General features: G+C 69.5%; 15 protein-coding genes and 3 pseudogenes. 6 read left to right on the top strand and 12 right to left on the bottom strand.

All coding sequences use genetic code 11. From position 1 onward, the window contains the following. Position 1: 1 nt before the first annotated feature. Positions 2 to 1318: a TRAP transporter large permease subunit gene (locus DJ476_RS00705; RefSeq protein WP_103420205.1), complete on the top strand. Its 1317-nt coding sequence runs from the start codon at positions 2 to 4 to the stop codon at positions 1316 to 1318. A gap of 104 nt (positions 1319 to 1422) precedes the next feature. Then, complete coding sequence (locus DJ476_RS00700) at positions 1423 to 2412, top strand: glycoside hydrolase family protein (RefSeq protein WP_112489530.1); 990 nt, start codon at positions 1423 to 1425, stop codon at positions 2410 to 2412. A 79-nt stretch (positions 2413 to 2491) separates the two neighbouring features. Here the strand turns inward: DJ476_RS00700 and DJ476_RS00695 are convergent, their stop codons facing one another. Together DJ476_RS00695 and DJ476_RS00690 are read right to left on the bottom strand one after the other, a co-directional pair. After that, positions 2492 to 2887 carry a hypothetical protein gene (locus DJ476_RS00695; RefSeq protein ID WP_112489529.1) on the bottom strand — a complete coding sequence of 132 codons (396 nt, stop codon included), beginning with the start codon at positions 2885 to 2887 and terminating at the stop codon, positions 2492 to 2494. 478 nt (positions 2888 to 3365) lie between these two features. After that, positions 3366 to 3692, bottom strand: a complete 327-nt coding sequence (locus DJ476_RS00690) for a hypothetical protein (RefSeq protein WP_112489528.1) — start codon at positions 3690 to 3692, stop codon at positions 3366 to 3368. Between the two features lie 129 nt (positions 3693 to 3821). Here DJ476_RS00690 and DJ476_RS00685 point away from each other — a divergent pair, with 129 nt between their 5' ends. Both DJ476_RS00685 and DJ476_RS00680 read left to right on the top strand, forming a co-directional pair. After that, positions 3822 to 5087, top strand: a complete 1266-nt coding sequence (locus DJ476_RS00685) for a DUF6357 family protein (RefSeq protein WP_103420213.1) — start codon at positions 3822 to 3824, stop codon at positions 5085 to 5087. Between the two features lie 181 nt (positions 5088 to 5268). Beyond that, positions 5269 to 5778, top strand: coding sequence for a TspO/MBR family protein (locus DJ476_RS00680; RefSeq protein ID WP_103420215.1), 510 nt, complete (start codon positions 5269 to 5271; stop codon positions 5776 to 5778). Positions 5779 to 5855: 77 nt separating this feature from the next. On the opposite strand, the gene DJ476_RS00675 is transcribed toward DJ476_RS00680, so the two are convergent. From DJ476_RS00675 to DJ476_RS00650, 6 genes and pseudogenes are all read right to left on the bottom strand, one after another. Beyond that, positions 5856 to 6725, bottom strand: a complete 870-nt coding sequence (locus DJ476_RS00675) for a glycoside hydrolase family 19 protein (protein ID WP_103420217.1) — start codon at positions 6723 to 6725, stop codon at positions 5856 to 5858. A gap of 251 nt (positions 6726 to 6976) precedes the next feature. Continuing rightward, on the bottom strand, positions 6977 to 7969 hold the full coding sequence (locus DJ476_RS00670) for an alpha/beta hydrolase (protein ID WP_112492398.1): 993 nt from the start codon (positions 7967 to 7969) through the stop codon (positions 6977 to 6979). A 61-nt stretch (positions 7970 to 8030) separates the two neighbouring features. After that, positions 8031 to 8744: a C39 family peptidase gene (locus DJ476_RS00665; protein ID WP_103420219.1), complete on the bottom strand. Its 714-nt coding sequence runs from the start codon at positions 8742 to 8744 to the stop codon at positions 8031 to 8033. Positions 8745 to 8855: 111 nt separating this feature from the next. After that, positions 8856 to 9851: a winged helix-turn-helix domain-containing protein gene (locus tag DJ476_RS00660; RefSeq protein WP_112489527.1), complete on the bottom strand. Its 996-nt coding sequence runs from the start codon at positions 9849 to 9851 to the stop codon at positions 8856 to 8858. A 181-nt stretch (positions 9852 to 10032) separates the two neighbouring features. After that, a pseudogene (locus DJ476_RS00655) lies at positions 10033 to 11525 on the bottom strand (sensor histidine kinase). After that, complete coding sequence (locus DJ476_RS00650; RefSeq protein ID WP_112489526.1) at positions 11512 to 12192, bottom strand: response regulator transcription factor; 681 nt, start codon at positions 12190 to 12192, stop codon at positions 11512 to 11514. The pseudogene DJ476_RS00655 and the gene DJ476_RS00650 overlap by 14 nt, the downstream one beginning before the upstream one ends. Between DJ476_RS00650 and DJ476_RS35275 the strand changes: the two are divergent. Beyond that, positions 12185 to 12964, top strand: a pseudogene (locus DJ476_RS35275) (glycosyltransferase family 39 protein); the annotation flags it as partial. The gene DJ476_RS00650 and the pseudogene DJ476_RS35275 overlap by 8 nt on opposite strands. A gap of 373 nt (positions 12965 to 13337) precedes the next feature. On the opposite strand, the pseudogene DJ476_RS35270 reads toward DJ476_RS35275, so the two are convergent. The 4 genes and pseudogenes from DJ476_RS35270 to DJ476_RS00630 form a co-directional block, all read right to left on the bottom strand. Then, positions 13338 to 13640, bottom strand: a pseudogene (locus DJ476_RS35270) (hypothetical protein); the annotation flags it as partial. Between the two features lie 104 nt (positions 13641 to 13744). Next, entirely contained in the window at positions 13745 to 14212 is a 468-nt protein-coding gene (locus DJ476_RS00640; protein WP_318294272.1) for a hypothetical protein, read from the bottom strand. A gap of 72 nt (positions 14213 to 14284) precedes the next feature. Continuing rightward, on the bottom strand, positions 14285 to 15397 hold the full coding sequence (locus DJ476_RS00635) for a NucA/NucB deoxyribonuclease domain-containing protein (RefSeq protein ID WP_318294271.1): 1113 nt from the start codon (positions 15395 to 15397) through the stop codon (positions 14285 to 14287). A gap of 217 nt (positions 15398 to 15614) precedes the next feature. After that, a complete protein-coding gene (locus DJ476_RS00630) occupies positions 15615 to 16826 on the bottom strand; it encodes a hypothetical protein (RefSeq protein ID WP_318294269.1) in 1212 nt (403 codons plus the stop codon). Between the two features lie 649 nt (positions 16827 to 17475). On the opposite strand from DJ476_RS00630, the gene DJ476_RS00625 reads away from it, so the two are divergent. Continuing rightward, positions 17476 to 18668 (top strand): IS3 family transposase gene (locus DJ476_RS00625; protein ID WP_112489517.1). Its coding sequence is split into 2 segments (ribosomal slippage): positions 17476 to 17740 and positions 17740 to 18668, totalling 1194 coding nucleotides; the frame shifts between segments, so codons are not numbered across the junction. Positions 18669 to 18762 lie beyond the last annotated feature (94 nt).

The raw sequence follows: 18762 nt of genomic DNA, 5'->3' as shown, positions 1-18762 counted from the left end.
CATGGGAATCGTCATCCTGCTGCTCATGCTCGCCGGTGTCGGGCTCATGCTCACCCGCAAGCTCCCCACCGCCTTCGCCCTCGTGCTCCTCGCCGTCGCCATCGCGCTGGTCGCCGGAGCACCGCTCACCGGAGAGAACAGCGTTCTCGACACGGTGCTCCAGCAGGGCGCGCCGATGCTCGCCGCCACCATGCTCGCGGTGCTCATCGGCTCCTGGCTCGGCAAACTGATGGAGGAGACCGGCATCGCGGGCACCCTCGTCCGCAAGATCGTCGAGTTCGGCGGCGACCGCCCGACCGTCGTCGCCCTCGGCGTCCTCGCCGTCTCCGCCCTCATCGGCACCGTCACCGGCTCGGCCCCCGCCGCGATGATGGCGGGCATCATCGGCATCCCCGCCATGATCGCCGTCGGCGTACCGAAGACCACCGCCGCCGGCACCATCCTCATGGGCATCGCCGCCGGGCTCCCCTTCGAACTCCCCGTCTGGCAGTTCTTCTCCACCGCCCTGGAACTGCCCATCGACACGGTGAAGAGCTTCATGATGAGGCTGTTCCCCTTCGCCGCCTTCTTCGCCGTCCTCTTCGTCCTCGTGGAGACCCGCCGCAAGGGCGTCGAACACGCCTGGTCCCTGGCGTCCGCCGCCGAACGCTCCGGCGGCGACAGCCCGAAGAGCCCGGGGGAGCGGCGCCGGAGCCGCGCCCTGCGGATGGGCGACGCCCCCTGGTACGCGCTGCTCGCCCCCGCCGTACCGCTGGTCCTCGCGCTCGGCTTCGAACTGCCGATCATCCCGTCCATGCTCGCGGGCGTGCTCTGGGCCCTGGTGACCACCACCCGGCCCGGCATGCTCAACAAGCGGCTGCTGCGCACCCTCTACGGCGGGTTCGAGGTCGCCGCCCCGCCCATCACGCTCTTCGTCGCCATCGGCGTCCTGCTCGCCGCAGTGAAGCTCCCCGGTGCCGTGGAGGCACTGGACCCGCTGGTGAAGGCCGTGGCACCGGGCAACCCGGTGGTCTTCGTCATCGTCTTCACCCTGCTCGTACCGCTCTGCCTCTACCGGGGCCCGCTCAACGTCTACGGCCTCGGCGCCGGGATCGCCGGGGTCCTCATCGCCGCCGGCATCTACCCCGCCGTCGCGGTGCTGGGCCTGACCGCCTCGTACAACCAGGTCTTCGGCGTCAGCGACCCGACCAGCACCCAGACGGTGTGGGCCGCGCAGTACTCCGGCGTCAGCCCGCAACAGGTCATGCTGCGCACCCTGCCGTACGTGTGGTGCGTCGCGCTCGGCGGCCTGATCGTCACGGCCGCCACCCAGCTCTGACCGTACGAGGAGCCACCCAGCTCCGACCGTACGAGAACCCGCCCCTGCTCCGACCGCACGAGATCACCGACCCCCATCCACCCGCACGAAGGAGCCGTAACGCCATGACGCTCGACCGCCGCCTCTTCCTGCGCACCGCCACCGCCGGTGGTGCCCTCCTCGCCGTCGGGGCCCAGGGCATCGCCCCGGCCTCCGCCGCCCCCGCGGGCTTCCCCAACTACCGTCACGTCCGCACCCTGCTGAAGCCGGGCCAGCTCGCGTACAACCCCACCGGCGAGATCATCTTCCCCTGCATCCGCGGGGTGTACGACCGGCTGAGCAACCCCCTCGGCCGCTACTACCTCTACTACGCGCCGCACGACGCCCCCGGCGGGATCTGCCTCGCCTACGGCAACTCGCTGGAGGGCCCCTTCACCGAGTACAGGGCCAACCCGATCGTCCGCAAGGACTGGTCGCCGCACTACAACGTCAGCCACGTCTCGTCGCCGCACGTGCTGTGGAACGCCGACGCCCGCGAAATGTGGCTCTACTTCCACGGCGAGAACAACACCACCCGCCTCGCCCGCTCCAAGGACGGCATCACCTTCACGTACGACAAGACGGTGCTCACCACCGCCATGCTGCCCACGGGCTCCCGCGAGGCCTCCTACGCCCGGGTCTTCCGCCACGACCTGCCCGCACGCGGCGCGAAGTACGTGATGCTCTTCATGTGGAACCAGGCGGACAACCACCGTGACATCGGCTGGGGCTGGTCGGCGGACGGCCGGGACTGGAGCTTCGCCCAGCAGCCGCTGATCGACCACGCGGCGGTCGGAGCGGTGAACGTCAGCGGTCCGCACCTGCTGACCCGGGGCGGCAGCGCGTACGTCGTCTACCACACCGACAAGGGCAGCGGCGGGGACATCAAGATCACCGAGGTGGGTATGGACTTCACCCGCCGCAACCACCTCGGCGTCTTCTACAACTCCGGCACGGCGGCACCGGAGAACGGCCGGGCGGCGGCCCCGTCGTTCGGCACCGACGGCGGGGTGCCGTACATGATCTACGAGGCGGGGGAGCGGCTCTCGGGCGCGATCGCCGTCGCCCGCGGCTGACCCGGCCGGGTTCCCCCCGAGCGCTGCCGGTGAGGCCCTGGTCGTGGGAAGGGCGCTCACCGGCAGCGGTGCGGGCCGGTCAGATGGCCGTGCCGCAGGTGGCGGAGACGTACCGGACGTAGCCGTAGTAACTGATGGCGTACCAGCGGTCGCTGGAGGTTCCGCAGGCGGTCACATGGCCCCCCGCCACGGTCCCGCAACCACCGGAGCAGGGCCACGACTCGCCGGGCTTGATCTCCCCCACGATCGCGGAGTCGCCCCGGGCGTACGCCCTGATACGGGCCAGCTCCCAGCCGGGCTTGACCGTGACGCGAGCGGCGAAGCGCGCGTCGGGCGTGGCCGCGGCGGTGGTGACGGTGGCCGGACTCTTGGGGGTCGGCTCGGCGCCGGCCGGTACGGGGGCTCCCAGCGTCAGCACGAGGGCCTGCGCCACGATGGCGCCGCCCACGGCGAGTCGGTGCAGCGACTTCTTCATGTTCTCTCCGGATCCTGGGTCCTGTGATGGTGGCGGGCGTGCCCGGATTCACCGGACGTTCGCGGACGCGGTGCCGGTGCCGCCGGATGCGTGGTCCGGCGGTGGACACGCCCCGCCTCCGGCCGTACGGCGACCGCGCCGACGGACCGGGGATTCAGAGTTTGTGGCGGTGTGTCAGCCCTGGCAACCTTGTCCCGGTTGCTTCGGAGATATCGGGATCCCGGGGGCTCTGACCTGCTGGGACAGGCCTGCCCCGGGACGGGGGGACGCCGACCCGGCGGTGGTCCTGGGCGGGCCGGGGCTCCGCCGCCGACGCGGAGTTCGACGCGGCCGGGCTGTACGTGAGGGCGTTCGCCGCAGCCGCAGCCGCAGCCGCAGCCGCAGGCGATGGCGATGGCCGGTCCGGTCGGCAGGCGCCCGGAGCCGTCGTCCCGGCTCGGCCCCCGGCCTTCGGCCCGCGTCTTCGAGCCCCGCGTACTCAGTCCTCGCGGAAGCGGTCCAGCCGGGCGAGGCCGTCGCGCCACCGCCGCGACCGCTCGGCGGGGGACTGCTCCCACCACGGGGTGCCCCGTTCCCCGAGGGCCACCTTGGCCTGCTGCACCCGCTCGCGCGCCCGGCGGACCGCGGCATCGTCCGCGGCGCGGCCCGCCTCCTTCACGGCCCGGCGCGCCGCCATCAGGTGGGAGCGCAGGGCGGCGGCGTCGGCCTCCGGGATGTCCGGGTCGGTGGCCCGCCAGCGCCGCCCCTTGACGACGACGTACCGCCCGTCGTCCGTCCGCTCCGGACCGCTGCGCTCCGATGGCATGTCCCCATGATGCGCCGCCTCGTCCGCGTGTGCGCCCCGCAGGCGACACGGACGGGCCGTGTGCCACCTCCGGGCACCGAGCACCGGGGGCCGACGGACCGAGGAAAGCGCGGCGGTTACTCTCGTGCGATGCCCAGAGACATCGTGTTCACGCGCAACAACGGCTGGATCCCGACCGTGGTCCGTGAAGACGGTGAGCTGAAACTCATGCTGGGCGCCGGGGCCGACGCCAACCACGACCCGCGCACGTTCACGTTCCCGATCGGCGAGCCCCACCGTGCGGTGATCGAGCGGGACCTGGCCAGGCATCTGCTGCTGTGGAGCGCGGTCCTCCCGCTGTGCGATGCTGCGGGGACCCGAGGCGCCCTCGACGAGGACGCGGCCGTCGCCCTTCTGGACCCCGTCCTCCTCTCCGGGCCTGCGGACGTGGACGCGCTCTTCCGGCGCATTCCGTGGGACAGGAGCCGGCTCATCGCCCACGGGGCCGACATCGCCCTGCTCGAACACGGTGAGGTCTGCGCGGCCATGAACACCGCCACAGAGGCGGCGGACGCGAAACGGGCACAGACGTACCACGCCGACCGGCGGCGCGCCGAGCGCGGAACCGTACTCGCTCCGCTCGACGCGGCGCTCCTGAAGTACACGGGCCAGTATCTGCACGGAGCGACCGTCCCGCGACGGCTGCCCGATGCCGTCGATCCCGCGTTGCTGCCCGAGGTGACGCGGGTGATCGCCACCGCCGAGCAGGCGGGGGCCGGGATGCGGATCGGCCGCGATCCGCGGAAGGGGAAGCGGGCCACGGACAAGCGGGACTGGCAGCGGATGGAGGCGGCGGTCGGCGCGGCCGTGCGCCGCGCGCACCCCGGACTGGCCGACGAGGCGGTGCGTACCGTGAGCTTCCTGATCTGCTCGGAGGCCGCCCGGCGCGCCCGGGAGGCACCCGTAGAAGAGGACGAGGAGCAGGGCACCGGCCCTGGAGCCTCCGCGGGGAGCGGCAGGAAGACGGCGCTGTCGTTCACCGACGACAAGGGCGGCGAGAAGAAGTGGTCCCTGACCGGCCCCCGCTCCGCCCCCGCCGACTTCTGGGAGTTCGTCGCGGAGCACTCCGCCCCCGGCAACGAGGTGTTCACCATCGAGGACGAGACCCTGGGCGAAGGGATCCAGCTCCACTTCTACGCGGACTCCGTCGCCCGGGTCACCACGGTGCGCAAGGGACAGGGCGGATCCGATCCGGAGTACCGCGTCGAGTACGGCCTGGTCGACGGGATGGCGGGCTACCGGAAGGTGGTGGGCGCCTTCGCCCGTGGCGGGTGCGCCGCACTCGATCCGTACGGCCCCTGGATGTCCGACGTCACCGAGTTCGAGCGGGCCCGTCGCCGCCGTCGCGACGCGTAGCGGACGGATGGCGGGGGCGGACGTCGGGCGGAGGCATCGGCCGCGCGCTCGTCGTCGCCCCCGATTGCGCTCATCCGGTGCTCTGCGGGCCGACGGCGGCTGAAGGAGCCGGGCCGGGGTACCTGTGGCCCCACGGCGCGCCGGTCCGGTGCGCCGACCCCGACCCCACAGGAGTCACCCAGTGCCGTCGACACCGTCGACATCCACGGCCGGAGCGGCACCCTCCCGCTCCAGGAGCTGGCCGGTCCTGCTGCTGATGCTCGTCCTCTGCTACGCCGTCGCCGGTGTCGGTGCGGCCGCCTCCGGCGATGCGGGCGGCACCTACGCCGCGCTCGACAAACCGGCCTGGGCGCCGCCCGGCTGGCTGTTCGGTCCGGTGTGGACCGTGCTCTACGGGACGATCGCGGTGGCGGGCTGGCTCGTGGCGCGCCGCCCCGGCCGCGGCCGCCGTCCGGCGCTCGTCGCCTGGGGCGTACAGCTGGCGCTGAACGCGCTGTGGACGCCCCTGTTCTTCGCCGCCGGACAGTACGGCGCCGCTTTCCTCGACATCACCCTGCTCCTGGCCGCGGTCGTCACCACGGCTCTGCTCGCCGCCCGGGTGGACCGCCGCGCCGCCCTGCTGCTCGTGCCCTACCTGCTCTGGGTCGGCTACGCGGCGGCGCTGAACCTCTCGCTCTGGCTGAACAACTGACCCGCCCATCACGGGTTGGTGGGCGGGCATCGCGGGCCGGGGATCCTCGCTCCGGCCCGCGACCGTTCAGGGAGGTGTCAGCAGCTCAGGTTGGAGCCCGGGGTGGTGCCCAGGATCTGGGTGAACTGCTGGAACTTGTTGATGCGGCTCTGCACCTGGGCGGGGTTGCCGCCGTTGCACTCGATGCTGCCGTTGATCGCGCGGATCGTGTGGCCGAAGCCCTGGTTGTTGACGATCGCGTTGTGCGCGGTCATCCACCCCGGGCCGTTCTGGGTGTTCCAGTACCAGAGGGCGGTCTTCCAGGAGACGGCCGCGTTGTTCTGGACGAGCCAGGGGTTGTTCAGCAGGTCGATGCCGAGCGCGTCACCGGCGGCCTTGTAGTTGAAGTTCCAGCTCAGCTGGATCGGGCCCTTGCCGTAGTACGCGGCCTGGCCGGCGGGGCAGCCGTAGGGCTGGCTCCAGTCGCAGTAGTGGGGGTAGTTGGCGGTGTTCTGCTCCACGATGTGGACGAGGCCGCCGGTCTCGTGGCTGACGTTGGCCAGGAAGGCCGCCGCCTCACGGCGCTTGATCTCGGTGCTGCCCGTGTTGGCGAACGCCGGGTACGCGCTCAGCGCGGAGACCAGGCCGCTGTAGGTGTAGAAGGAGTTCCGGCTCGGGAACATCTGGTTGAACTGGGCCTCGCTGACGGGGAAGCCGGTGGTGGGAGGATTGCCGCCGCAGCTGTAGGGGTCCCAGTACCACGTGCTGATCGTCGGGTCGTAGCCCGGGTTGTCGTGCTCGGCGATGTAGTAGCTGCCGTTGAAACGGACGACGGTGCCTGCCGTGTACCAGGCGCCCGCCTGCCAGTTGGGCGCCGTGTCGCACAGGCTTGCGGCGGCTTTCGCGGGGGCCGCGGAGGTCGCCGGGGCGAAGGCCACGGCAAGGCCCGTGGCGAGGAGCAGCGCCATGAGCGTTCTCGCGATGCGGTGTCTGAGCACTCGATCACTCCAATACGCACAACGGCCGCCCGGACCGGAGATGTGCAGAGTCCGGGCGCGTCCGTGATGGGGGTGTGAACACACTCAAGCGACTTGACATGATCGAGTCAAGGTATAGACCAATAACTCTGTCAGGAGTACTCGCCCGGGGGCGTTCGGTGCTCGGCGACCAGTGCGCTTGGGGAGGGCTCCGCTCATGCGAGCGGGTACGGAGGGGGCGGTCAGGCCTTACGGAGGCGGGCGACGATCCCGTCCAGGTCGCGGCGGAAGAGGTCGGGGCGTACGAAGTGTCCGCCCGGCACCTCGTGCCACTCGTGCGGAATGCCGGCCGACCCGAGACGGCCCCGGAACTCCCGCTGCCCGGCCAGGACCTGCGTCTCGTTGACGGTGTCGAACCAGTTGACCGGGTCGGGGCTGGTGCCGGCCACCAGGAACACCCGCTTGTTGCGGTAACTCTCCACCCGCTGCACCGGGTTGTCGGCGCTGACCCGGGCCTCGTCCCACAGCGGCGCACCGTAGACCGTGCCACCGCCCAGCTCCACGGCCGCCGAGGAGAGGTTGGCCCAGTGGGTGACGAGGCCCGCGTCGCGGCGCAGGCTGGCCGGACCGGAGTGCGAGCTGACCGAGGCGAAGTGCCCGTAGTACTTGGCCGCGTACTTCAGTGCGCCGAAGCCGCCCATGGAGAACCCGGAGACGGCCCGGCCGTTGTACTCCGCGTACGTACGGAAGTCGGCGTCGACCCACGGGAGCAACTGGGCGATGTGGAAGGTCTCCCAGTTGCGGGCGCCGACGTTGGAGTGGACCGGGTTCGAGTACCAGCCCGCGGCCCCGCCGTCCGGCATCACCACGATGAGCGGCTTCCCGGCGGTCCAGGCGCGGATGCCCATCCGGTCGAAGGTGATGAAGTCCTGCCCGGTGCCGCCCCCGTGGAACAGGTACAGGACCGGGTACCGGCGGCCCGAGGTGTGATACCCGTCCGGAAGGAGGACGTTGACCCCGGGGTTCCAGCCGATGGCGGAGGTGGCGAAGCGGTAGTAGCGCATACGGGCGTCGGACTCGTTGCGGTCCACGATGCGCAGGCCGAACCCGTCGCCGGCGGCGTGGGCGGCGGACGCCGAGGCCAGGACCCCTCCGGTGCCGAGGGCGGTGATGGCGGTGAGTCCGGCGGCGGCCTGCATCACACCTCGGCGGCTGGGGCGGGCGGTGCTCAACATGACCTCCAGGGTCGGGAAGCGGTGATCGGGGCGGCGGGCGGCGCGGGGCCGCTCCACGGGGTCAGGCGGAGTAGCCCTTCGGCGGGATCAGCGAGGCCAGCTGGTCGAAGGAGAGCCAGTAGATCTGGTTGCCGCCGAAGGACGCGGGGTCGGCGATGAGCACGGTGCGGTCGACCGCGTCGTAGCCGAAGACGGTGAAGTAGTGGTAGACCGTCTGGCCGGGCGGATAGCCGGGCGGCTGGTTGCCCGGCGGGGCGACGATGTTGGCCACCAACGGGTAGTTCCGGTCGATGTCGAAGACGATGTCGTGCCAGAGGAGATCCCGCTGCGCGGGGGTGGGCGGATCGTTCGGCATCTCCTTGGTCTCGTACCAGCCCGTGCCGAGACGGGCGTTGAGCACCCGGGTGATCTGTCCGATGTGGTCCGTGCCCGCCTGGGTCGTGCCCAGCTGCGCGGCCAGGGCGGCCTGGCTCGGCGGGGCGGTGCGCGCGGAGAGCGCGATACGGGTCGCGGCGGGCCCGCACCAGTAGCCGGTCTCCTGGACCTGGTAGGAGATCTCCAGCCAGCGGGCACTGGCGGTGCGACCGGCCTCGACGCGCAGCCGGGTGCCCGGCTCACCGTATCCGGAGGCGACGGCGGTCCCGGCGGTGGCTCCCTGGGCGCGTACGTCCATCACGGGGACGGAGGGCGCGGCGGACGCCTGGGCGGTGGCGGGCAGCAGCAGGGTGCCGAGGACGAGGGCGGCGACCGTGCCGGAGAGCAGTCTCGTGCGCATGGGGGCTCCTGTGGGGGAGGGGCGCTGCGGGGGAGAGCGGCGTGGGGGTGCGCCGGTGGCAGACAGCGTGGCGGCCCAGTCCGGACGGACACAAGTCCCGTAAGCCCAGGCTTACATGGGCTCCCGGCGGTCCCGGTTCTCGGCCGCCAGGAGCGCGTGGCCCTCGGCCGTCGCGAGGTGGAAGGCCCGTCCGGCCGTACGGACGGTGGTGATCAGGCCCGCCGCCCGCAGCACGTTCGCGTGCTGGCTGACCGCCGGGTGCGTCACCTGGAGCAGCCGGGCGGCCTCCACGGTGGAGCAGCCGGTGCGGGTGGCCCGCAGCAGGGCCGCCCGGGTCCGGCCGACGAGCTGCCCGAGGCTGTCGTGCTCGGGCCGTCCGGCCGGAGAGGTGGCCCAGCCGGGCGTGTGGCGGATCGGATGGACCAGGACGGGCGACAGCTCCGCGTCCGCGAGCGTGGTCGGGGCGGGCCAGCAGAAGAAGGACGGCTGGAGCAGGAGCCCCCGCCCCCGCAGGCGCAGTTGCTGGTCGACCGGGTAGTCCACCTCCAGTACGGGCGGACGCCAGCGGACACCGGGCCCCAGCCCGGCGAGCAGCGCCTCCGTCCCGCCGTCCATCAGGCTCTCCATCCGGCGGCCCCGGTCGGCGTCGATGTCCGCACGCACCTGGTGCCAGTGCGGAACAAGAGCCTCTGCCTGATAGGCGTGGAGCGCCTCGCCCAGCCGCCCGAGCGTCTCCTTGTCCCCCTCGGCGAGCGCCCGCGTCCAGCCCGGCAGCCGCCGCGACCGGGCCAGCCTCGACAGTTCGGCGCGCAACCGGGGGCGCTCCGTGCCGAGCAGGGTGTCGACGGCGGCCTGCAGCGTGCTGCGGTCACCCGAGGCGGGGGTGAGGAAGTCCGGGGAGTAGCCGTAGGCCGGCAGCAGCGGGGAGAGCAGGAGCCGGCTCTCCGGCAGCCGTGGCCGGACCCATCGCCGCCACGTGCCGAACACCCTCTCCCCGTCAGTCCGTTGGAGCGTCTGCACGCTGTTGGTGATCTCCCACAGGAAGTCCGGGCCCCGGGCCACCGTGATCCGTGTCAGGTCCTCGGGCGTGAAGTGGATCCGCAGCATCGACGCTCCATCGCAGGACAGGGGACGGCACCTGACCCGGAGAGGACACGCGGTGGGACCGCCCTCCACGGCCCTACCCGCCCCCCGAACCGGATATGCGGTTCCGCCTGAAGACCTGAAGGCGGGGCGGCAGGGCGGGCCGCCGACCGAGCCCGCCCCGAGGCGGACGCGGTCGGCAGCCTCAGACGTCGACGGGAACGGGCGCCCGGGGCAGCCGCAGCTCGAAGTACGCTCCGACATCCGAGGGGACCTGGAAGAGCGTGCCCCGGTGGCGGTGGGCGAGTTCGCGGGCGATGGGGAGCCCCAGGCCGGCGCCGCCGCGGTCGCGGGAGCGGGCGTCGTCCAGCCGCACGAAGCGTTCGAAGACGCGCTCGGATTCCTCGCCGGGGATTCCCGGCCCGTCGTCGCGCACGGACAGGACGACCTCCCCGTCCTGGTTCCGGACGGTGACCTGGACGCGGCTCGTGGCGTGGCGGGCGGCGTTGTCGACGAGGTTGCGCAGCAGCCGCCCGTGGTCGTCGGCGTCGCCGCTCACGTACGCGGGCCCGGTGGCGTCCGCGGTGAGCGTCACCGGCCGGTCCGGCAGGTCGTCCTGCTCGACGAGCCGGGAGGCGAGGGCCGCCAGGTCCACGGAGCCGCCGCCGGCCGCCGGCGCCCGCGCGTCGAGGCGGGCGAGGAGCAGCAGATCCTCGGCGAGGCTCTGGAGGCGTCGGGTCTGCCGTGCCGCGGTGGTCACCGCGCCGGGTCAGTCGGTGCGTTCCGGATAGGCGAGCGCCACCTCCAGACTGGCTGGCAAAGTGGTGAGAGGGCTGCGCAGTTCGTGTGCGGCGTCCGCGACGAAGCGCCGCTGCCGGGCGGCCGCCTCGTCGAGGCGTTGCAGGGTGGTGTTGATGGTGGTGGCCAGGGCGGCGATCTCGTGTCCCGAGGCGGGCACGGTCACGCGCTCGGTCGGGTCGCTCGCGGTGACCGACGCGGTGGCGGCGCGGATCGCCTCCACCGGCCGCAGCGCCACGCGTACGGTGAGGTAGGTGACGGCGGCGATCAGCAGCAGGCTGACGAGTCCGGCCCGCAGCAGCAGAAGGTCGATGGTGCCGGTGATCGCCTCGGCCGTGTCGGGCAGCACCACCACATTGACCCGCAGGGTGGCGTCCGGGGCGACGCCCAGCGCGGCCGCCTGCCCGCTGCTCAGTTCACCGGCCCAGACGTCGGTGGACAGGACCGGGTAGGTGCCGCCGGCCAGGTCGGAGCCGCCGCGAAGCCGGCGTCGCGGCGCTCCGGGATACGGATGTCGTACTGCGTGTAGTACCAGCCCGAACCGGTGTCGGCGGGCCCGGATAGCGGGGGCGGTGCGGGCAGGACATGGCGTGAGCCCGGGGCGGGGGTGTCCAGTCCTCCGCCGGACGCGACGGCGGTGCGGCGGCCGGTCGCGACGATCTCGTACGGGACGGCACTTCTGGGGCTGGGAACCACGCCCTCACGCACCTGGACGGCGAGCGCGAGGAGCGGGGCCCGGGCCTGGTCCCGGGCGATCTGCGTGCTCTGGCGGTAGACGTCGTGGTGCAGCCACCAGCCCATGGCGGCCAGGGCGACGGCGACGGCCGCGGCGACGGCCAGGGCGGTACGGGCGCGGACGGACCGGGGCCACCGGCGGCGCCGTGGCTCAGCCGTGTTCACGGTCGTCGACCAGTCGGTAGCCGATGCCCCGTACGGTCTGCAGGGACCGTCGGCGGAACACCGCGTCCACCTTCTTGCGCAGCACGCTGACGCGCGCCTCCACCAGCTTCGGGTCCAGGGCGTCGTCGGGCCACGCGTGGTACAGCAGATCCGTCTTGGAGACGGCCTGGCCCGCCCGCCGGGCCAGGAGTTCCAGTACGGCGAACTCCCGCGGGGTGAGGTCCACCCGCGCCCCGGCCCGGCGGTAGACCCGGGCGGCGACATCCAGCGAGAGGTCGCCCACCGCGAGGACGGGCGGGGCCACGCCGGCGGACCGCCGGACCAGGGCCCGCAGCCGTGCGACCAGCACCAGGTACGAGAAGGGCTTGGCCAGGTAGTCGTCGGCACCCGTGTCCAGGGCCTCGGCCTGGTCCCACTCCCCGTCCTTGGCGGTGAGCACGAGGATCGGGGTCGCGTTGCCCTCGCGGCGCAACTGGGCGCAGACCTTGTAGCCGTTGAGGCCGGGCAGCATCAGGTCCAGGACGACGACGGCGTACTCACCGTGCCTGGTCATCCACAGCCCCTGCCGGCCGTCGTGGGCGAGATCGACGCTGTAGCCCTCGGCGGTGAGACCGGTGTGCAGGGTATGGGCGAGGTCCGCCTCGTCTTCGACCACCAGGATGCGCATGCCGCGCAGCCTCGCACAGGGCCGGCGGCGGTTCCTGATCGGCCGGTCAGGTTCGGTCAGCCACCGGTCACCAGGGGCCCGGCACGCTGGCGGCCTCTCCACGCCGCCGAAAGGTTCCGCCGACGATGTCCCTCGACGTAGGTGCCCCCGCCCTCGCCACCGGGCCGGTTCCGGCCCCGCCGCACGGCCGCCCTCCCTCCGGGGCAGGGCCCTGGTCGTCGTCGCACCCGCGGCGCTGACCGTCGTCCTGGGGCTGTGGGGCATCCGCAGGCAGAACACGCTGTGGGGGGACGAAGCCGTCACCTACCAGCTCGCCGGGCGCGAGCCGTCCCAGATCTGGGAAACGGTCCAGCAGGTCGACCTGGTCCACGCCCTGTACTACGCCCTGATGCACGTGATCTTCGACCTGTTCGGGGCCGGACTGCTGTCGCTGCGGCTGCCGTCCGTGCTGGCCATGGCCGCGGCGGCGGGCGGAGTCGGCCTTCGCGGGCTGCGCCTGGCGGGGCCCCGCGCCGGAATGGTGGCCGGGCTGGTGTTCGCGCTCCTTCCCCAGGTGCAGAAGTACGCGCAGGAGGGCCGGTCCTACGCCCTGGTCTGCGCGCTGATCGCCTGGGCGACCTGCGCTCTCGTGGCCAACGTCGAGCGGGGCAACCGATGGCGGTGGACGGTGTACGGCCTCACCCTGCTGGTGGCGTGCCTGCTCCACGAGTTCGCGGTGCTCGCCCTGGTCGCCCACGGCGTCACGCTGCTCGTCTCCCGCCCTTCGAAAGGGGTGCTGAGGGCGTGGAGCGTCACCGCCGCCGGTGTGGTGACCGGGCTGCTGCCGCTGGCGGTCGTCAGCGCGGGGCAGTCGGAGCAGGTGGCCTGGATCGGCGGACCGGTGCGTCCTTACCACCTGCTGGTCGCGGTGGTCGTCGGGGTGGCGTGTGCGCGGGCTCCGCTGCGGGGCGGGGGACCCGTGAGCCTTGCCGCGCTGGCCGTGCCGATGCTCGTGCTCCCGGGGGGGGGGGGGGGGGGGGGGGGGGCTCTGCTGCTGACCGCCTCGCTGGTCAAGCCGCTCTTCGTCCACCGCTATGTCCTCTTCAGCAACATCGGGGTCGCTCTGCTGCTGGGGGCCTGGCTGGACGACGTCCGCCGACTGCCGAGGCGCTCCCCTCCCCAACCCGGTCGCACTCGCCGGAGTGCCGTCGAGCAGGACGAAATCGGGTTCGTGCTCGCGCAGTATGTTCAGCAGGTTTGGTGCGTGTTCGGCGAGCAGGTCGACGACCGCGCTGGTGTAGGCGTGGGCGCTGGACTCGCTGATCCCGAACCCGGAACTTGGAACGCCGGGCGTTCTCGCGGGTGACGATCACCATGGTGGCCCACTCCACGAGTGCATGCGGCAGCGCGAGTACGGCAGGTGGACAACCAACGATGCCCCCGAGCAACTGGATGGAGATGTCAGACATCTCCATCAACAGCCCGAGGGCCTCGCTCATTGCGCTTCACGGCCCGTCACCCGAGCGACTCCGGCGACCCAACCGATGTCCGTCATCGCCGGGTCGCCCGCCGGTCAATCCTCATCCGGCGTAGACGGGCGAGAGAAGGACAGATCGAGCACATATTCCTCGGTGAAGGGGCACTCCCGCCAGGCGCGGGAGATCTCTTCGACTCCCCAATCGTCATCGATCTGCCGAAGAATGTCGTCATGGTAGGCAGCAACCGCCTCTCTACCCGTCCACGATGCGCTTCCTTCGTACAATCCCGCACGGGGCAGCTTAATTTCCCCGGCCGGTCCGAGAGTGAGTTGACCGATGACGAGAATTCCAGTCTCGGACTCTAGGGAGACAGGCGTGAATCCTTCGGCGTGACCGGGAACATCCCGCGCCATGGGCCAGATACGGATGCGCACTCCCACTTGAATGTCGGACTGAAGGCTGTGAACGTACAGGTGGTAGCCGTTGCCGGCTACCACCTTCTCCCGTGACGCCTTCATCGCTACCTCGTCCGCCAGGTAGGCATCGGCATCGTAGATCTCCACCGAACACCGATCGGGGTGTGCACTGACAGTGTACTCAGCGATGGGTTGCACTGGGCGTCCTCTACTGGCTTGCTAGGAAACGATCTTCACGTAGAAGGCGTCTCCGTCGATGATTCGATTTAGTGTGTACGTGGCGTTGAGCATACGGCCTCCGGCCTCGTTGTCGCTACCCTCTATCAGGCGAACAGAAAATCGCCCGTCTCCTGCGAGTGAACCCTCGTAGGTGCTTGCGAAGGGGTACTCGTCACACTGAAGAGATGTCCCGGAGTAGTCGCCCCATACCTTCTTGCACTCCTTGATGGAATTTGCTCGCTGATCTTCACTGTTCTTAGTGTCGACCATTCGGTGCAACGGCTCTGTTTCACCCGGAACAGATTTACTTGCGGATGACGGGAAGGTACGCTCAGGCCGCTTCAGTGCATCGTAGATATGAAGGGCGCTCTCGTTGACTTCAGGGTCTGTCCGGCTCATCACGAGCTCTACCCGAGCCTTTGTGAAGACAGCCCCTTTGTACTTTCCAGCCACTGGCCCCGCATAGTCGAACCGCAGGGTCGACTGATAGCTCCCCACTTCCACGTAGGGGTCGACTGTGGGGGAGGTTACCGTAATGGTCATGTCGTGGACCGACATGACCTTCTGGGCATTCCCTTGCGAGTACAAGGGGCCTTTGTCAGGCGATGTGTAGGACAGAGTCCAGGTGGGGGTCGAGTCCCACACTCCGAGCAGTTCATCGCGGTCGGTCTCCGAAGGAGCGTTCACTTTAGGGTCAGGATCGCTGGAACCGGCGTCTATGGAGTTGCTGAAGCGCTGACCTATTTTCCATTGCTTGGCGTCCTCCCCGCCGGACGTTGCGACTTGAATGTCCTCCACGCTCGCAACGAAATCGACCTGTCGGGTTCCATCGAGGGTGAATCCCAGCACCCAGGAGTCGAATATCAGACGTCCGCGCTGCTCCTTGTTCTGCTTGTCGCGAAGCACCAGATCATAGTGGCGCTTTTGGCAGCTTTCGAATCTGGACTTCACCCATCCGGTCTGTGACTTCGCTTCAGATTCGTGTCGAGCGCACTCCGTTCGCAGATCCGGGTCCTCGGCTGCCACGTTGAAAACTTCGCCGGGTTTGGATTCCTTGCCCTTCCGGAGGGACGGTTCGAGTGGAGCCGGGTCGCCGAGTTCCCACAATTCCATTGCGGAAACGTCCGATACGTCCACGAACTCGAACTGCGCTTGCCGCTCCCCGGATATCGATGGTGCAGGCAGAGCGGACGCTGCGGTCGCCGTCAGCAGAGTAATGCTGCATGCGACTGCCAGGCGACGCGCCCAGCGAGCGGATAAGCTACGGAAAGACAAAGAATCTCCCATTGATCGACGTGCGGGCGGGCATGACGGAGAACTGCCGGTTCTCCTACTTCTCACACATGTCACCCCAGCAGGCTTCAAGGAATTCTCCGCTTTGCGCCGAATATGAGGCGTGGAATCCATTGAAGGTCTTTCCGGTGTCCCTCAGGCCAGGGGTGCTATGTGTCGACTTCACGGACCAGACCTCTTCCACCGGCAGGGAGGAGCCCCCGGTCGCTGCCGTGGCCTCTACGCTCCCCACGGGCACGCCAAAGGCCGAAGCGGCTCGCTGCCGCACTGATTCAGCCTTCGCTTCACCCATGCCCCTGCGCATGATGGGGAGCTCGGAAGTGCTGGCGGAGACATTGCAGACACGGTGATTGCGTACGCATTCCGCGAGGCCGGGAACGTCTTCCAGGCAACGATCTGGTGCCTCTTCGAGGCATGCCTGCAACTCCGCCTGATCGACACCTCGGTAGATGCCCTTCGCCTCAGGAGACACCCCCGGCCCATCATTGCTCTGCGGCGCGAGGGCCCCGGCCTTGCGTGGCTTACTGACAGTCCACTGGGAGAAGGACGTGGCATCGGTCAGCTTGGCGTTGAGGCAGTTCGGGGGTTTGTTTGCCGTGCTGCAGGAGGGGAGGGTGACGATCGTTGCGGTATTCTGTGTCGCCACCTGTCGCCAGGTATTGTTCCCGTCCATGAATTGCATCCGGTTCGCGATCTGCGGGACGTCTGTGTGCTGGTGCCCCAAGAGTTCCATTCCAGTGTCGATCCGATTAGTGGATCCGGGGATCACCTCAAGCTGGTCCGTCGTGCTCCCAACCGTATTGAAGTCGTACAGAACATCCCACTGATCTCCCGAAGATTTACGCATGAGCATGTACGTATGGTTGCGGCCGTCAGGGACGGAGGGGTTGACGCCGACCGTGATCGCCTTGGCCTTTCCGCCACTATTGCCAAACTCGGTCCATCTAGGGCCATAGGTTTGAGTCGTCTTACCGGTTTTCTCTGCGTAGAGCCCCACCTCGATGTTGTTCTCGAATGGCGAAGCTTCCGTGTTCGGGGTGAGCCGAAGGTAATTGGAAAACGTGACTGTTGTGTTTGGAGTGTCGACCTGATCGAACGCGACAGGAACGTTTCTCCATGTCGCAAATCCGCCGAACATCGGTTCGCCCGGTTCGCTGCACGTCATTGCGTAAGTCGCAATGTTTCCGCTGTACATGAGTTCGCAGGCGAACTGCGGCGCTAACGCCTGTGCGGGCGTGGCGAAATTCATGGCCAATGCTGCCGAAATAGCTGCTGAGAGGAGTGCCGTCTTCCTTCTGCTTACGTGAGGCATGACTTCCCTGCTGTAGTCAGGTGGAGAATTGCGCGAATCATTGCACCAGGAGGCCAGGTGCACGCAAGTGTGCGGCTACTCGTGGCGTCCCGGTCGCAGTCCGGCTCTGGGAAACGGTACTAGTGCGTCATACATGGAATCCGGATGGGAAGGGATTTGGCCTATAAGCATCCTGCGGCGCCGAGGGCTCATGCGGCTGGTCGGGGGCCCCTTGCTGCCCGACGCTCGTGGTCATGACACCGCGTGGAGCGCCGGAAGCTTGCCGCGTGGGGGGAGGCAGGATGGCTTGGATCATGCGGGTGCTTCGTGGCCCATCGCCCGATCGATGGCCACTCGGAGACGATGGCCACGTCAGTCGACTTCGACAGCACTGACAAGCGATCAGCCGCCTGGAGACTTCAGAACTGCACCGGATACGAACTTGTGAGCCCGGCATCCGCTTGGCGCAACTCCCCTGCCGCAAAAGCGAGATATGCGGCCAGCAAAGAGTACGCCTGGGATCGCGAGCATGAACTGAGCTGTACTGAGATTTGTGGAGTCCCTGATGCCAGGGTTACGGTCCTGGCGAAGGAGATCCACCAGCACCATGGCAGCACCCCGTAAATATCCGGACGAACTGCGCGAGCGCGCGATTCGCGAGGTCCGCACCACCGGCCGCCCGATCGCGCACGTCGCGAAGGACCTGGGCATCCACAAGGAGGCCTTGCGCGGCTGGGTCCGCCAGGCCGAGGCCGACCGCGGCGAGCGGGACGACCGGCTCACCACCGCAGAGCTCGACGAGCTCAAGCAACTCCGTAAAGAAGTAGCGGAGCTGCGGCGGGCGAACGAGATCCTGAAAGCCGCCTCGGTGTTTTTTGCCCAGGAGATCGACCGTCCCCGGACGAGGCCGAGCAGGTGATCGACCACCTGCGTGGACACGGCCTCGGGGTCGATCCCGTCTGCCGGGTGCTGGACCTGTCTCCGTCGACGTACTTCGCCCGCAAGAAGCGGCCGAAGTCGGCCCGTCGGCTCCGCGACGAGCAGCTCATGCCTCTGATCGAGGAGGTCCACGCGGACTCGGGCGGCACCTATGGCGCCCGCCGGATCACGCGGGCCCTGGGCCGCCGGGGCGTCGAGGTGGCCCGCTGCACGGTCGAGCGGCTGATGGCCGAGCTGGGCCTGGAGGGCGTCATCCGTGGCCGGCGCCGCCGCACCACGGTCCCGGAGCCGTCGGCGCCGCGTCCGCCGGACCTGGTCGACCGCGACTTCACCGCCTCGCGGCCCGATCAGCTGTGGGTCGCGGACATGACCTATGTCCGCACCTGGTCGGGATGGATGTATGTGGCATTCGTCCTGGACGTGTACTCGCGGATGATCGTCGGCTGGCAGGTCGCGAACCACATGCGGACCGAACTCCCTCTGGACGCCCTGGAGATGGCGCTCTGGCGGCGTCGGATCAAGAAGGACTCCGGACTGATCCACCACAGCGATCGCGGGTCGCAATACGTGTCAATTCGGTATACCGACCGGCTCGCGGACATCGGCGCCTCCGCCTCCGTCGGGTCGGTCGCGGACTCGTATGACAACGCGATGGCCGAGGCGCTGAACGGGACCTTCAAGGCCGAGCTGATCGAGATGCAGGGTCCTTGGAAGGACGTCGAGCAGGTCGAGCGGGCGATCTTCCAGTGGGTCACCTGGTACAACGAGGAACGTCTGCACTCCGCGCTCGACTACGTGCCGCCGGCCGAGCACGAGGAAGCCTTCTGGCGCAGCCAGGAGCAAACCCCGCAGTCCGCCTGAACCAATCAAGATCGGACTCTACGAAACTCGGGGCAGCTCAAACCGCTGATTGCCTTCGAGGATCGCCTCGTACTGGCTGCGCGAGACCTCAATC

This window comes from Streptomyces bacillaris (assembly GCF_003268675.1).
In the GTDB taxonomy this organism is placed as follows: domain Bacteria; phylum Actinomycetota; class Actinomycetes; order Streptomycetales; family Streptomycetaceae; genus Streptomyces; species Streptomyces bacillaris.
This window is presented reverse-complemented; position numbering and strand designations above follow the sequence as displayed.